Source organism: Nonomuraea sp. K271, assembly GCF_009908215.1.
Lineage (GTDB): Bacteria > Actinomycetota > Actinomycetes > Streptosporangiales > Streptosporangiaceae > Nonomuraea > Nonomuraea longispora.
Window position 1 is genome coordinate 1 of sequence record NZ_JAAAHR010000215.1, and the last position, 14228, is coordinate 14228.

The 14228-nt window shown below is 72.2% G+C and carries 14 protein-coding genes; 5 read left to right on the forward strand and 9 right to left on the reverse strand.

The window, feature by feature from the left end; translation table 11 throughout:
• Positions 1–589, forward strand: a 589-nt coding sequence (locus GUY59_RS42215) for a formylglycine-generating enzyme family protein (protein WP_161714995.1), incomplete at its 5' end; no start/stop codon positions are given.
• 4 nt (positions 590–593) lie between these two features.
• Complete coding sequence (locus tag GUY59_RS42220; RefSeq protein ID WP_132333548.1) at positions 594–1730, forward strand: UDP-N-acetylglucosamine--N-acetylmuramyl-(pentapeptide) pyrophosphoryl-undecaprenol N-acetylglucosamine transferase; 1137 nt, start codon at positions 594–596, stop codon at positions 1728–1730.
• On the opposite strand, the gene GUY59_RS42225 is transcribed toward GUY59_RS42220, so the two are convergent.
• The 6 genes from GUY59_RS42225 to GUY59_RS42250 form a co-directional block, all read right to left on the reverse strand.
• Positions 1715–2599 carry a hypothetical protein gene (locus GUY59_RS42225; protein ID WP_252374989.1) on the reverse strand — a complete coding sequence of 295 codons (885 nt, stop codon included), beginning with the start codon at positions 2597–2599 and terminating at the stop codon, positions 1715–1717. The two genes, GUY59_RS42220 and GUY59_RS42225, sit on opposite strands and share 16 nt — an antisense overlap.
• A 21-nt stretch (positions 2600–2620) precedes the next feature.
• Positions 2621–3529, reverse strand: coding sequence for a hypothetical protein (locus tag GUY59_RS42230; RefSeq protein WP_252374988.1), 909 nt, complete (start codon positions 3527–3529; stop codon positions 2621–2623).
• A 33-nt stretch (positions 3530–3562) separates the two neighbouring features.
• Complete coding sequence (locus GUY59_RS42235; protein WP_246063968.1) at positions 3563–4450, reverse strand: hypothetical protein; 888 nt, start codon at positions 4448–4450, stop codon at positions 3563–3565.
• A gap of 48 nt (positions 4451–4498) precedes the next feature.
• Positions 4499–4717: a hypothetical protein gene (locus GUY59_RS42240; RefSeq protein ID WP_138201719.1), complete on the reverse strand. Its 219-nt coding sequence runs from the start codon at positions 4715–4717 to the stop codon at positions 4499–4501.
• 173 nt (positions 4718–4890) lie between these two features.
• Positions 4891–7728: an NACHT domain-containing protein gene (locus GUY59_RS42245; protein ID WP_138201718.1), complete on the reverse strand. Its 2838-nt coding sequence runs from the start codon at positions 7726–7728 to the stop codon at positions 4891–4893.
• 97 nt (positions 7729–7825) lie between these two features.
• Entirely contained in the window at positions 7826–9694 is a 1869-nt protein-coding gene (locus GUY59_RS42250) for a propionyl-CoA synthetase (RefSeq protein ID WP_138201717.1), read from the reverse strand.
• A 45-nt stretch (positions 9695–9739) separates the two neighbouring features.
• On the opposite strand from GUY59_RS42250, the gene GUY59_RS42255 reads away from it, so the two are divergent.
• Positions 9740–10378, forward strand: a complete 639-nt coding sequence (locus GUY59_RS42255) for a nucleotidyltransferase domain-containing protein (RefSeq protein ID WP_236668045.1) — start codon at positions 9740–9742, stop codon at positions 10376–10378.
• A gap of 33 nt (positions 10379–10411) precedes the next feature.
• Here GUY59_RS42255 and GUY59_RS42260 read toward each other — a convergent pair whose 3' ends face one another.
• Positions 10412–11356, reverse strand: coding sequence for a GNAT family N-acetyltransferase (locus tag GUY59_RS42260; RefSeq protein ID WP_138201715.1), 945 nt, complete (start codon positions 11354–11356; stop codon positions 10412–10414).
• A gap of 130 nt (positions 11357–11486) precedes the next feature.
• Between GUY59_RS42260 and GUY59_RS50325 the strand changes: the two genes are divergently transcribed.
• Positions 11487–12416 (forward strand): hypothetical protein, encoded by a 930-nt coding sequence (locus GUY59_RS50325; RefSeq protein WP_138201714.1) that lies wholly within the window; start codon positions 11487–11489, stop codon positions 12414–12416.
• Between the two features lie 30 nt (positions 12417–12446).
• On the opposite strand, the gene GUY59_RS42270 is transcribed toward GUY59_RS50325, so the two are convergent.
• A complete protein-coding gene (locus GUY59_RS42270) occupies positions 12447–12803 on the reverse strand; it encodes an MmcQ/YjbR family DNA-binding protein (RefSeq protein WP_138201713.1) in 357 nt (118 codons plus the stop codon).
• A gap of 10 nt (positions 12804–12813) precedes the next feature.
• On the reverse strand, positions 12814–13230 hold the full coding sequence (locus GUY59_RS42275) for a CBS domain-containing protein (RefSeq protein WP_138201712.1): 417 nt from the start codon (positions 13228–13230) through the stop codon (positions 12814–12816).
• A gap of 178 nt (positions 13231–13408) precedes the next feature.
• On the opposite strand from GUY59_RS42275, the gene GUY59_RS42280 reads away from it, so the two are divergent.
• Entirely contained in the window at positions 13409–14203 is a 795-nt protein-coding gene (locus tag GUY59_RS42280) for a class I SAM-dependent methyltransferase (RefSeq protein WP_138201711.1), read from the forward strand.
• Positions 14204–14228: the final 25 nt, after the last annotated feature.

Genomic DNA, 14228 nt, shown 5'->3' on the forward strand with positions numbered 1-14228 from the left:
ACAGATGGACGCCTCCGTGCCGGGCGCGCCCTGGTGGGCGGGGGTCGAGGGGGCCACGTGGCGCTCGCCCGAGGGTCCCGGATCCACGATCGGCGACCGGCAGAACCATCCGGTGGTGCACGTGTCGTGGAACGACGCCAACGCCTACGCCACGTGGGCGGGCAAGCGGCTGCCGACCGAGGCGGAGTGGGAGATGGCGGCGCGCGGCGGGCTGGAGCGCAAGAAATACCCGTGGGGCGACGAGCTGGCGCCCAAGGGCCGGCAGCGGTGCAACATCTGGCAGGGCCGTTTCCCGTCCGCGCCGAGCAAGGGGACGGTACCGGTCAAGTCGTTCCAGCCCAACGGCTACGGCCTCTACAACGTCTCGGGCAACGTGTGGGAGTGGACGGCCGACTGGTGGGGCACGACGTGGGAGGCGTTCGCCGACAACCCCACAGGGCCGGCCGAGGGCGGCGCCAAGGTGATCCGCGGCGGGTCGTACATGTGCCACGACTCCTACTGCAACCGCTACCGCGTGGCCGCCCGCACCTCCAACACTCCTGACTCCGCTTCCGGGCACACGGGTTTCCGCTGCGCGGCTCTAGTCTGATCGCATGTCACGAACCCTGCGACTGCTGATCACCGGCGGCGGCACCGGTGGTCACACCTATCCGGCCCTGACGACCCTGTCGGCCGTCCAGCGACGTCAGGTGCCGCACGACGTGCTCTGGGTGGGCACGGCCAACGGTCTCGAGGCGAGGATCACCGCCGAGCACGGCATCCCGTTCAAGGCGATCACCACGGGCAAGCTGCGCCGCCGGCCCAACCTCAAAGAGCTGGGCACGAACATCGCCGACGTGTTCCGCATCCCGGTCGGGGTGCTCCAGGCGGTGGCGCACGCGGCGCGCTACCTTCCCGACGTGGTGTTGTCGACCGGGGGCTACGTGGCGGTCCCCATCGGCGTGGCGGCCAGGCTGATCCGCCGCCCGCTGGTGATGCACGAGCAGACGACGGTGGTCGGGCTGGCCAACCGGATCCTGTCCAGGCTGGCGACCAGGATCGCGTTGTCGCACGAGTCGTCGCTCGAACATCTGCCCGAGCCGGCCAGGAAGAAGGCCGTGGTGACGGGCAACCCGATCCGGCCGGAGCTGCTGCAGGGCAACAGGGCGGCGGCGTACGACCTGTTCGGGCTGACGTTCGAGGTGCCGCTGATCTACGTGACAGGCGGGGCGCAGGGCAGCAAGCAGATCAACACCCTCATCGCCGAGGTGCTGCCGCGGCTGCTGCCGCACGCGCAGATCGTGCACCAGTGCGGGCCGGCGTGGATCGACCAGATGCGGGCCGTCGAGCTGCCCGGCGAGCTGTCCGAGCGCTACCACCCGGTGCCCTACGTGGGAGGGGAGCTGGCCGACCTGTTCGCCGCGGCCGACGTGGTGATCTCGCGCAGTGGCGCGGGCACGGTCTCCGAGCTGACGGCCGTCGGCAAGCCGTCCGTGCTGATCCCGCTGATCCCGACCGGCGGCGACGAGCAGCGCAAGAACGCCGGCTACCTGGCCTCCGCGGGAGCGGCCAGGGCGCTGCTCGAGCCGCGGCCGACGGCCGACCAGCTGCTGGCCGAGCTGATGCCGCTGCTGGCCGACCACGAGCTGCGGCACACGATGGGGCAGGCGGCGGCGAAGCTGGGCCGGGTGGACGCGGCCGACGCCCTGTGCGACGTGCTGCTGGAGGTCGCGGGTCAGGGGTCGAGGTAGCGGAAGGCCTCGTGGGCGGAGCTCACGCTCCGCCTGAGTGCCTGTTCCAGCCGGTCGGCGTCGCGGGCCAGCCGTTCCAGTTCGGGAACGGCGAACCCGTCGGCCCCGGTCTCGGCCACCAGTTCCTCGTACTGATGCATCCGGCCGCGCAGCTCCTGGATCTGCTCGTGGGCGATGTACGCGCGCTCGGCCTCGGTGACGTTGGCGGCGTAGCGTTCCAGGGCCTCGACGCGGGCCAGCACCGCCGCCTCGCTGCTGTCGAGCGCCCGTGCCAGCGGTTCGGCCACGGCGGCCACCTCGGGTGTGAGCCCCTGCGAGACGGTCTCCCTGTGCTGGGTGCGCAGCACGGACAGCTTGCCCAGGAGCCGGGCGATCTCCCACTCCTGCGCGGGCAGCATCACGGCGTTGCGCACGTCGTCGAGCATGCCCTCGGCGTTGACCCGGGAGCCGGTCACGGTCGCGATGGCCCGCTGGGCGCGGGCGAGCAGCCGCCTGGACGCCTCGTCGAGGTCGTCGGTCAGCACGTAGCGGCCCTCGTACCAGCGCAGTTGCTCGTAGATCTGCCGCTCGTACTCCTCCTCGTCCTCCTCGTCCAGGTCGGTCCTGACGAACAGCACGACCATGACGGGGATCAGCATCAGCAGGAGCATGAGGATGCCGAGGCCCCTGCCCAGGCCTCCCACCCCAAGAACCAGTCCGAGGAACGCCACCGTGCCGAAGCCGGCGGCCATGCGATACCGTGCGCTCGACGCGGCCCGCCGCGATTCCGGCACCCAGCCCTGGCGCATCTTCATCAGCACCAGCCGGCTCTCCCTGAGCAGCTGAGCGTCGTCGGGCGGCACCCCGGGGTCCACTACCACATCCGCCACAAAACCGGATACTAGGGGAAATCAGCCATTGAGGTGTCGAAATGCCTCGTGTGCGGAGCTGACGCTGTTGCGTAATGCCTGTTCAAGGCGGTCGGCGTCGTCCGACAATCGGCTCAGCTCCGGCACGGCCGATCCGTCGGCGCCCGACTCGGCGAGCAGTTCCTCATAGCGGGGCAGCCGGGCGCTGAGCCGCTCGATCTGGTGCCTGGCACGGTAGGCGCGCTCGGCGTCGGCCACGTGGCCGGCATACCGTTCCAGGGCCTCGACGCGGGCCAGCACCGCCCGCTGGCTGCTGTCGAGCGCCTCGGCGAGCGGCCCCGCCACGGCGGCCACCTCCGGCGTGACGCCCTCCGCGACCACCTCCTGGTGCTCGGCGCGCAGCGCCGACAACTTGCCCAGCAGCCGGGCGATCTCCCACTCCTGCGCGGGCAGCATCACGCCGTTGCGCACGTCGTCGAGCAGCCCCTCGGCGTTCACGCTCGAGCTCATGACCTGGTCGATCGCCGCCTGGGCCCGGCTCATGAGCGGCCTGGCGGCATCGTCGAGATGCTCGCGGAGCACGAAGCGGCCCGCGTACCCGCGGGCGTGGTCGTAGACCTCGCGTTCCAGGGCGTGCCGGCGCTCCACCTCGGCGTCAGGCCGGGGCCGCAGCAGCACGCTGACGACCAGCAGGGCCGCGCCTGTCATGATCACCACGAAGGCGGTGTACTGCTCGGCGACGAACAACGTCAGCCCGTACACGGCGGCCGCCACGGCCGTCAGGGAGGCCGCCATCCTGGCCATGGTGCCCGCCATGGGCCGGTGTCCCCTGTGTGTGGGCACCCACCCCGCATGCACGCGGGCGAGCAGCTTGCGGTTGTCGCGCAGGAGGGCCGCCACGTCGTCGGGCAACGCCGGATCGGTGATCACCTTCGCATGACGTCCGGCCACGTTACTGATCCTATGTCCCGGTCTGTCCGACTGTCAGCTCTCCAGGTAACGGAAGGCCTCGTGCGCCGACCGCACGCTGCGCCGGAGCGTGCGCTCCAGAACGTCGGCGTCCTCGGCCAGCCGCTCGATCTCGGGTACGGCCAGCGCGTCGGCGCCCGACTCCGCCAGCAGCTCCTCGTACTTCGGCAGCCGGGCGCGCAGCTCCTCGATCTGACCGCGGGCGTGGTAGGCACGCTCGGCGTCGGCGACGTGGGCGGCGTAGCGTTCCAGCGCCTCCACGCGGGCGACCACGGCCGCCTCGCTGCCGGCCAGCGCACGTTCGAGCGGCTCGATCACCGCGGCGACCTCGGGCGCGATGCCCCTGGACAGCAGCTCCCTGTGCTCCAGGCGCAGCGCCGACAGCTTGGCCAGCAGCCGGGCGATCTCCCACTCCTGCGCGGGCAGCATCAGGGCGTTGCGCACGTCGTCGAGGAGGCCCTCGGCGTTGATGTGGGAGCGCAGCACCGACCCGATGGCCCGCTGCGCCCTGGCCAGCACCTTCCCCGCCTCCTCGTCGAAGTCCTCGGGCAGCAGGTAGCGGCCGTCGTACCAGCGGGCCTGCTCGTAGACGCCGCGCTCGTGCGGCCGGTCGTCGTCCACCACCTCGCCGATCGAGGCGATCTTGATAAGGACGATGAAGACGTACGTGCCGAGCAGCATGAACCCGGCGGGCGCGAGCGGCGAGGCCAGCAGGACGGCCATGAAGGCGATCACGGCCGGGGTGGCGGCCAGCAGCAGCGCGCCGGAGGCGCTCCGGTGGCGCGGCTGCGCCGGGGCGGCGGGGGGCACCCAGCCCGCCCTGATCCTGGACAGCAGGGGAACGTGGGCGCGCAACAGTCCGGCGACCTCCGGGGGTACTCCCGGATCGACTACCACACCCACGTTCTGTCCTGGCACCCTGGCGCCCCCAACGCTCGTGATATGTGGATATTACGTAACGTTTCCCTTAGATGTCAGCCTCCGAAAGGTCAGGTTGGGGAACCACCACGTCCGCACGCCGAGCACCTCCATGGTCGCGGGCACCGGCACGAGACGGACCACCGTGGCGTCGACCAGCACCGCAGCGGCCAGCCCGACGCCCGTCACCCGCAGCGCGCGATCGTCGAACGCGCCGAAAGCGGCGAACACGCAGAACATGATCGTAGCCACCGCGGTAATGACCCGGGCGGTCGCGGCCGGTCCCGAGGCGACCGCGCGGCTGTGGTCACCGTCCCGGAGTACTCCGCCCTGGCGCGAGCCACGGCGAGCAGCACGTGGCCGGTCAGGTCGAGCGGCCGGGCATCCGGCTGGTTCGCGTACGCCAAGATCATCGAACGGACGGTTCACGACGTGCTCTGCTGGATCTCCCAGAGGGCCATCTCGGGGACGCCCGCCTTGACCAGCGCGTTCCAGGCGCCCATCCGGTCCACCGGATCGGCGAGCACGGCGCGCAGCAGCGGGCGCAGCTCGGCGTGCTCGCCGTGGCCGGTCCCGTCCTCCGTCCACATCGCCCCGAGCGCCTGGTGCAGCGCCGGCGACCTGACCGCCGCCGTACGGACCAGTTCCTCCAGGATGCGTACGCGGTCCAGGTAGGGCAGGCCGCGTCCCTCCCCCAGGGCGCGCAGCAGCAGGTCGAGCAGGCGCCGGTGCCGGGGCGTGTGGCCGGTGGCGACCGCGACGACGACGTCTCCCATGCCGTGGCCCCCGCCCGCGTCGTCCTTGGCCCCGAGCAGGACGTCCTCCGTGCCGTCGTCGATCACCCGGTGCGCCGACAGCGCGGTGAGCAGGCCGCTCCAGCCCTCGTGCCCGAGGTTGCCCTTCCACAGATGGGTGAGCGCGGACCAGCGCTCCAGGGGGTCGGGTCCCGCGAGGAGCGAGGAGACGCTGACGGGCTGGTCGGAGGCGGCGACGATGAGGAGGGTGAGGTTCGCGGAGTAGGCGGCCAGCCGGCGGGGCACCGTGTGACGTACCGGCAGGAAACCCGTGAAGTGGCGGCGGGGGCGTTCGTGCAGCGAGCGTCGCAGCAGCCCCGCCAGAAGCGTGACGCACCGCTCCCGCACCGCGGCGGGCACCTCGCCCAGCAGTTCCAGGATGAAGCCGACGGTGGGCCCGCGCTCGGCCAGGCAGGAGTGGGACGTCACCGCGTACAGCAGGTCGTCGTCCACGGCCTGCACGAGCGCGAGAGGCTCGTCGCCGGCCAGGCGGCGCCTGCGGTCGAGGTCGCGCAGCGCGTAGACGGTCAGCCAGGCCACCAGGAACTCGCCGAACGTGGAGTGCAGGAACGCGTGGCCGTTCCTGCGTACGAAGAAGAAACGTTCCGTGGCCTTGCGCACCCAGTCGATCCGCTCGCCCTCGTCGCCGGGGTCGTCCTCGCCGCCGTGGCACAGGGCGGGCAGGTCGCGTTCGAGCGCCTCGTCGGTGAGGACCTGGCGGCCCCTCGCCAGCATGGACAGCGCCGCCGTGCCGAGCAGCACCAGCTCCTGGTCGATCGCGACCCGCCGGGCCCCGCCGGTCTCCCGCTCGGTGTAGTCCCTGAGCAGCACCTCGTACAGGCGGGCGCGGCCGAGCGGGCCGTGGTCGTGCTGCAGCGCGTTGCCGCCCGCGTCGTAAAGGGCCAGCAGCAGCAGGAGCAGCGGCTGCCTGGCCATGTCGCCGTGCACGAGCGCCGCCTGCGCGGGCAGCGGTTTCAGGTCGCGCCTGGCCAGCAGGGACCGGTTGGCCTGGTCCCAGATGTCCAGCCACTGCCGCACCTGGTCGTCTTCGAACGGCTGGAGCTGCAGCGCCAGCAGCCCCTCGGGGTACCTGATCCGGTCGGCCACCACCGTACGGCTGGTGACGATCACCGCGACGGGCCGCCCGAGACCGGCCTCCCTGGCCTGGAACTCCCGCACGTGCTCCAGGTAGTCGAAACGGTTGACGCCGCCCTGCAGCAGCTCGTCCAGGCCGTCGAGCAGGATCACCGGCATCGCCCCGTCCCCGGCCGCCACCAGGTCGGCGTAGCCCACCTGCTCGTCCAGCACCCCCTTGAGCGCCTGCTCGATCTGCTCGGTCACGCCCGCGCGTGCGCCCACCCCGCCCAGCTCCACCCTCATCGGCAGGAACTCCGACCTGGCCAGCCGGGCGGCGAGCACCTCGGTCAGCTTCGTCTTGCCCGAGCCCGGCTCCCCCAGCACCAGCAGGGGCGCCCGGGTGGCGCGCAGCGAGGTGAGGTGGCCCACCAGGAACGCCTCGGGGTCGGGCAGCAGGCGCCGGTCCTCCCACCAGGCCCGCTCGGCGGGCGCGGCGTCGCGGGTCAGCTCCGCGACCCGGCAGCGCGGGGTGAGGTAGCCCTCGCCGAGCAGCGGGAGCGTGACGTCCTCGGGAAGTTTGCCGGCCACGAGGAGCGGCTGGTCGAGTGCGTTGGCCGCCATCCTGGCCAGGTGGATCACCGGGCGGTCGCCGACCCTGGGCGGCGCCAGCTCGGCCAGCAGCCACGCCACCCGCGACAGCGCCGTGCCGGGCGGCGGCTTCTCCGTGACGAGGCTGCGCACCCCGAACTCGTGGCTGTCGAGCGCCAGCGAACGGTAGTCCTCGTCGTAGACGCGCAGGGCGTGCGCGGGCGGGCCCTCGGCGAGCATGCGGGGCAGCAGGAGCTGGTCGTCGACGCTCAGCTCGTCCCAGATCGACAGGCCGCCCACGTACCCGGCCAGGGCCTCGGACATGTGCAGGAAGGCACGTTCCACGGCGCGGCGCGTCTCGGCGTACGGCACATGCGGCTCGGGCGTGGGCAGTCGCTCCAGCAGCAGCTCAGCCACCAGCCTGGCGAACCGCTCGGGCGTCGGGACCCCGTGGGAGATCTTCCCGCCGCGGTCGAGCCGCTCCAGCGTGAACGGCAGCTTCGCCTCGCCCAACGCCTCGAAGTACGCCGACACGACGATCACGGCGTGCGCCGCGGCCAGCCGTTGCGTGCGGGTGTGCCGGTCGACGCCGCTCTTGAGCTTCGGCATGCGGCGTACGGTCTCCTTGCCGTAGCGCACGATGCCGTCGCGCATGTCGGCCAGGCCCGCCGCCAGCCGCCCGCCGCCGGCCAGGGCCCAGCCGGTGCGCTCGGCGGCCGAGGCGAATCCGACGACCTTGACGAGCCTGCCGTCCTTGCATCCGAGGATCCTCAGGGCGTCGGCGTAGCTCGGGGTATCGATCATGGCCTTCTCCTGGGGACGGAGGTGTCCCATCATGCGCTGTACGCCCGCGTTCGGGCAGGCTTCCCCACCATGCCGGTCTGGCTCCCCGTCCTTGCGGTCATATGCCCTTCAGGGCTTGCGCGATCTCCGGCAGCGCCGCCGGATCCTCGATCGTGGACGGCGCGGTGTACGGGCGGCCGTCGGCGATGTCGCGCATCGTGGCGCGCAGGATCTTGCCCGAGCGGGTCTTCGGCAGCCGGGCGACGACCACGGCGCGGCGGAAGGCGGCGACGGGGCCGACGCGCTCGCGTACCAGGGCTGCCAGCTCGCGCTCCACCTCCGCGGGGTCGCGCTCCGCACCGGCCTTCAGCACCACGAACCCGATCGGCAGCTGCCCCTTCAGCTCGTCGGCCACGCCGATCACGGCGCACTCCGCCACGTCGGGGTGGGCGGCGATGACCTCTTCCATCGAGCCGGTGGACAGCCGGTGCCCGGCGACGTTGATCACGTCGTCGATGCGGCCCATGACATAGAGGTAGCCGTCGGCGTCGAAGTGGCCGCCGTCGCCGCTCAGGTAGTGGCCGGGGTAGCGCTCCAGGTAGGAGCGGGCAAAGCGGGCCTCGTCGCGGTAGAGGGTGGGCAGCGCGCCGGGCGGCAGCGGCAGCTTGACGGTGACCGCGCCGTCCACCCCGGGCGGGCAGTCGTTGCCGTCGGCGTCGAGGACGTGCACGTCCCAGCCGGGCACCGGCTTGGTGGGCGAGCCGGGCCTGATCGGCAGCGGCTCGATGCCTACGCAGTTGGCGGCCACCGGCCAGCCGGTCTCGGTCTGCCACCAATGGTCGATGACGGGGATGCCGAGCAGGTCCGACGCCCAGTGGTAGGTGTCGGGATCGAGGCGCTCGCCGGCCAGGAAGAGGTATCGCAGGGCTGACAGGTCCTGCGGTTTCGCGAAATTTCCGCTTGGGTCCTCCTTCTTGATGGCCCGGATCGCGGTCGGCGCGGTGAACAGCGTCCGCACCCCGTACGTGGCCACCACCCGCCAGAACGCGCCCGGGTCCGGGGTGCCGACCGGCTTGCCTTCGTACAGCACGCTCGTGCAGCCCGCCAGCAGCGGCGCGTACACGATGTAGGAGTGGCCCACCACCCAGCCCACGTCGGACGCGGCCCAGTAGACCTCGCCGGGAGCGGCGCCGAACACGTGGGCCATGCTCCAGTGCAGCGCCACCGCGTGCCCGCCGTTGTCGCGCACGACGCCCTTGGGCGAGCCCGTCGTGCCGGAGGTGTAGAGGATGTAGAGGGGGTCGGTGGCGGCCACGCTCACGCAACCGGCCGGCTCGGCCTCGCGCACGGCCCGCTCCCAGTCGAGGTCGCGCCCCTCGGTGAGCTCGGCCACCGCCTGCGGCCGCTGGAGGATCACGCAGCGCTCAGGCCGGTGCGCGGCCTGAGCGAGTGCCTCGTCCAGCAGCGGTTTGTACGCCACCACCCGGGCCGGTTCGATGCCGCAGGACGCCGTGAGCACCACCTTGGGCCGGGCGTGGTCGATCCGCATCGCCAGCTCCCTGGCGGCGAACCCGCCGAAGACCACCGAGTGCACCGCGCCCAGCCGCGCGCAGGCCAGCATCGCGATTACCGCCTGGGGCACCATCGGCATGTAGACGACCACGGTGTCGCCGGCCCGCACGCCGAGGTCCCGCAGCATGCCCGCGGTCCTGGCCACCTGGTCGAGCAGTTCGGCGTAGGTGAGGACACGCGCCGTGCCGGTGACCGGGCTGTCGTGGATCAGCGCCGCCTGCTCGCCGCGCCCGGCCGCGACATGCCGGTCGACCGCGTTGTGGCAGGTGTTGAGCCGCCCGTCGGGGAACCAGCGGCCGTCACCGCCGAACGTGGTGGCCGGCGCCACGTCCCAGTCGATGCCGCGCGCCGCCTCGGCCCAGAACGCGCCGGGCCGCTCGATGCTCTGCCGGTAAGCCTCGTCGTAACCGCCCACTGATCGATCAGACCAGCCCGCGCCCCCATGGCGCAAGATACATGGATGACCGATGACTTGATCCTTTCCGTCGTGATGGGATCGCGGGCGTACGGGCTCGAGACCGAAAGCTCCGACACCGACCGGCGGGGCGTGTTCGTGGCGCCGACGGCGGCGTTCTGGCGGCTGGAGAAACCGCCCACCCACCGGGACGGGCCACTGCCGGAGCAGTTCTCGTGGGAGGTGGAGCGTTTCTGCCGCCTCGCCCTCGACGCCAACCCGACCGTCCTCGAATGCCTGTGGTCGCCCATCGTGGAGGTGATCACGCCCGCCGGGCGGCGGCTGCGCGAGCTGCGGACGGCGTTCCTGTCGCAGCGGGCGCAGCGCACGTTCGCCGGCTACGCCGACGACCAGTTCCGCCGCGTCGACCAGGACGCGCCCAGGTGGAAGCCGGCCATGCACATGGTGCGGCTGCTGCTCAGCGGCCTGCACCTGGTGCGCCACGGCGAGCCGCTGGTCCAGGTGGGACCGCACCGCGAGCGGCTGCTCGCGGTGCGGCGCGGTGAGCTGCCGTGGGCGGAGGTGAACGCCTGGCGTGCCGCCCTGGGCGCCGAGCTGGCCGCGACGCCCAGCGTGCTGCCCGCCGCGCCGGACCGGGACCGGGTGGAGGACTTCCTCGTCGGCGTACGGAAGGAGCACCTGTGAGCGGGCAGCCCGGATGGCCGGCGGAGATCGGCCTCACGGAACGTCGGGGTCGGCCGAGAGGACGAGCCTGACGGCGAACGTGCGGTAGCCGGCCCGGTCGAACGCCCTGGCCATCGGCGCGTTGCCCGCGTCGGTGTCGGCCACGATCCGCTGGACGCCGCGCTCGGCGTGGAAGCGGGTGATCTCGGCGAGGAGGTCGTCGACGTAGCCGTGGCCGCGGTGCTCGGGCACCACGCCGAGATAGCCGACCACGGGCCCGCCGTCGTTGGCCGACGGCAGGGCGAACCCGACGAGGTCGCCGCTCCTGTCGTAGGCCAGCCGCCACCACGACCGCTCGCCCGGCATGGACATGTAGTCGCGGACCTCCTCACGGGCCTGCTCCACCGGGTCCATGGTGCGCAGGGCCTGGCGCGTGGCGAAGTCGAGCGTGCCGACGGCCACCCGCCGGAACGCCTCCACGAAGACCTCGTCGTCCTCCTCGCCGCGGAAGACGAGCCGCTGCGACGGCTCCGGCACGGGCGCGTCGCCGGCCGTCCACGCGTAGCGCAGGCGTTCGAGCTCCTGCGTCAGCCCGGCGCGGCCGGCCGCCTGCCAGCGCCAGCCGATGGCCGCCGTGGCCTCGGGGTCGTCGCGCCAGCCTTGGAGGACGAAGACGTGGTACTCGGGTGCCCGCCCGAAGGCGGCATGGGCGTGGTTCAGCAGTTCGGCGGCCAGGCTCACCCGGTCGCGGGCCGACGGGTGCACGTAGACGCAGTCCAGCGCGAGCGGCCTGCCGCCGTCGGGGAAGCCCCACCAGACGGCGCGGGCGAGGATGTCGCCGGTGTCGTCGTCGGTGGCCAGCCAGACGCGGTCGTAGCGGTAGTTGCCGCTGTCGAGACAGGACAGCAGGCGGTCGGGGTGCGCCCAGCTGATGGACTCGTCTACGACGCAGCCGAGCAGGCGGTCCAGGTCGTCCTTGACCGCGGGACGGAAACGCATGGTTCCTCCGAGAAGTGGAAGCGGGCGCGGGGAGCGCCCGGGGTCGTGCCGAACATCTCTGCGCCTCCTTTCTTCCGACTTTTCGGTGTCAGCTGGCACCGTAACAGAAATATCGCGACAGGATGGGCTGGTGAGCTCTCACCACGACGACACGCTGCCCCTGCAACCACCGATCCGGCTGCCCGGCGACGCCACGCTCGCGGCGGCGGTACGCGCCGCCCCGCTGGCCGAGGAGCTGAAGGCGGAAGGCGACGACTCGGAGGTGCTGGCCGCCTGGGCGGGACACTGCCGTGACCTGCTGGCCGCCGACGGCACCCTGCTGCTCGAATTGGTCAGGATGTTCCTGACGCGCGAGCCGCACCAGGGCGTGGTGCCGGAGACGCTGACGGGGCTAGGGCTGGTGCGGCAGGAGGAGCCGTACACGCTGAGCTGGCTCGGCCTGTGGGTGGCACGGCTGATCGTGGCGGCGACCACGGGGCAGGAAATCCCGGTCATGGGCTCGCTCGCGGACGCCGACGCCGGGGCGCTGCTGCACGGCCTGCGCTCCTATCCGGAGGCGGAGCGGGACGAGGAACTGGCGGGCTGGCTGAAGGGCAGGGACAACGGCGACGCGGTCGCCGAGATCGGCGCGGCGCTGGCCACGGTCAGCCCGCTGAGCCGGGCGATCGGCATCGAACTGCTGGCGACGCAGTTCGGCGACGAGGGCCGGCTGGCACTGTCCAGGCAGCTGGAGAAGCGCAAGCTCGGCGCGGTGATCGCCGCGAGGACCGGTCGTACCGACCGGCAGCCCGCGCCGGACGAGATCGCGTGGGTGCTGGTGGACATGGCGGCGGCCCTCCTGGAGTTCGGTGACCAGCCGGGCCAGGTGATCGAGTCGATCGCCCTCGGCATGGACGCCGACGAGCAGGCGGGCACGATCCCGATCCTGGCCTTCGGCGACCATCCGTGGACGGGTCAGGTGCTGCGGCTGTTCATCGACCACCACCCGGACGAGCGGGTCGCGGCGGCGGCCCGCAAGGCACTGCGCAGGCTCCGCGGCCTCGCCGACGTCCGCGGATAGCGACGGCGGACGCAGGGCGGGCAGGGGTGGTCACGGCGGGGCGGCGGCCTGCCGCTGGTGCTCCAGGCGCACTTTCTTCGGTACGCACATCCGCCAGGCCTCCAGCACCAGTTCGCGCATCTCGGCGGCGTCGATGGCGGCGAGCCGCACCACGACCCAGTTGAAGCGCAGGTCGGAGTCTCTCGGCATGAGGAACCTGTCCGGCTCGGCCGCCACGAGCGCCGCCCGCTCCTCCTTCGGGAAGCCGAAGCCCATCAGTGTCTCGTCGCGCGAGAACGCCACGTAGACGATCTTGCCCACCCGGAACTTGGTGCGGTCGCGGATGAGGTGCTCAGTGGTGCGCGGGAGCGTGCGCGCGAACCGCCGTACGTCGTCGACTGTGACCACGCGGGCAACGTTACCGGTTGCCCTCGGCGGCCGAGATGTCGGCGAGGGCGGAGTTCTCGTCGCGCTCGACGGCGAGGTCTCCCAGGCTGACGATGCCGACGGCACGGCCGTCCTCCACCACGGGGAGGCGGCGTACGGCGTGCGAGCGCATCATCCGTACGGCCTGGTCGATGCCCGTCTCCGGATCGACGGCTTCGACGGCCGGGCTGCACGCCTCGCGTACCGGCGTGTCCGGGCCGCGCTCGTCGGCGACCACGCGCACGGTGATGTCGCGATCGGTGACGATGCCCTGCATGCGGCCGCCGTCGTTGACGATGATCGCTCCGGCGTCCTGCTCCCGCATGAGAGCGGCGGCGGCGGACACCGGCTGGTCGCCTTCGATCGTCGCCGGGTGGGCTGTCATGACATCTGCCACGGTCTTCGCCATGAGGTCCTCCTGTGGGTGGGTTTCCGCCCCCCTACCCGGGTGCTCTCCCGATTCACCACGCGGGCGCAGCCGCCGCCGAAGACGTCCTGCCGTCTCGTACAGCGAGATGGTTTCTCTTGGATCGTGAGATACGCGCTAGGGTCGCCGGCAACGGTCCGGCGAGATGGAGGAGTTCGCGATGGAAGCCGTCTACACGCATGGCCACCACGAGTCGGTGCTGCGCTCGCACCGCCGGCGCACCGCCGGCAACTCGGCCGCGTACCTGCTGCCCCACCTGAAGTCCCACATGAAGGTGCTCGACGTGGGCAGCGGCCCCGGCACCATCACCGCGGACCTCGCGACCAGGGTGGGGCACGTGACGGCGTCCGAGGTGAGCGCGGAGGCGCTCGCCCTGGCCAGGGCCGAGGTGAGCGCCCGAGGCCTGGGCAACGTGGGCTTCGCCGTAGCCGACGTGCACGCGCTCGGCTTCGACGACGGCACGTTCTGCGTCACCCACGCCCACCAGGTGTTGCAGCACGTGGGCGATCCGGTGGGGGCACTGCGGGAGATGCGCAGGGTCACCAGGCCGGGAGGGATCGTGGCGGCCCGCGACAGCGACTACACGGCGTTCGCCTGGCACCCACGGCTGCCCGCGCTGGACGAGTGGATGCGGCTGTACCAGAAGATCGCCCGGGGCAACGGCGGCGAGCCCGACGCGGGGCGGCGGCTGTTGTCGTGGGCGCGGGCCGCGGGGTTCGACGACATCACCGCCACGTCCTCGACCTGGTGTTTCGCCACGCCCGAGGACCGCGCGTGGTGGGGCGGGATGTGGTCGGAACGGGTCCTGCGCTCGGCGATGGCCCGGCAGGCCCTGGCCACGGGCGCCGCCACGGAGGCGGACCTGCGGCGGATCTCGGAGGGGTGGCTGGCGTGGGCGGCCGACGGTGACGGCTGGTTGTCTATCCTGCACGGCGAGATCCTCTGCCGCGCCTGACCCGGCCTTGCCAATGCCGGTCCGG

Excerpts from the sequence above, each read along its gene's own strand:
- GUY59_RS42220 (WP_132333548.1), top strand. The coding sequence starts at position 594 with ATGTCACGAACCCTGCGACTGCTGATCACCGGCGGCGGCACCGGTGGT.
- GUY59_RS42245 (WP_138201718.1), bottom strand. The coding sequence starts at position 7,728 with ATGATCGATACCCCGAGCTACGCCGACGCCCTGAGGATCCTCGGATGC.
- GUY59_RS42255 (WP_236668045.1), top strand. The coding sequence starts at position 9,740 with ATGACCGATGACTTGATCCTTTCCGTCGTGATGGGATCGCGGGCGTAC.
- GUY59_RS42260 (WP_138201715.1), bottom strand. The coding sequence starts at position 11,356 with ATGCGTTTCCGTCCCGCGGTCAAGGACGACCTGGACCGCCTGCTCGGC.
- GUY59_RS42275 (WP_138201712.1), bottom strand. The coding sequence starts at position 13,230 with ATGGCGAAGACCGTGGCAGATGTCATGACAGCCCACCCGGCGACGATC.
- GUY59_RS42280 (WP_138201711.1), top strand. The coding sequence starts at position 13,409 with ATGGAAGCCGTCTACACGCATGGCCACCACGAGTCGGTGCTGCGCTCG.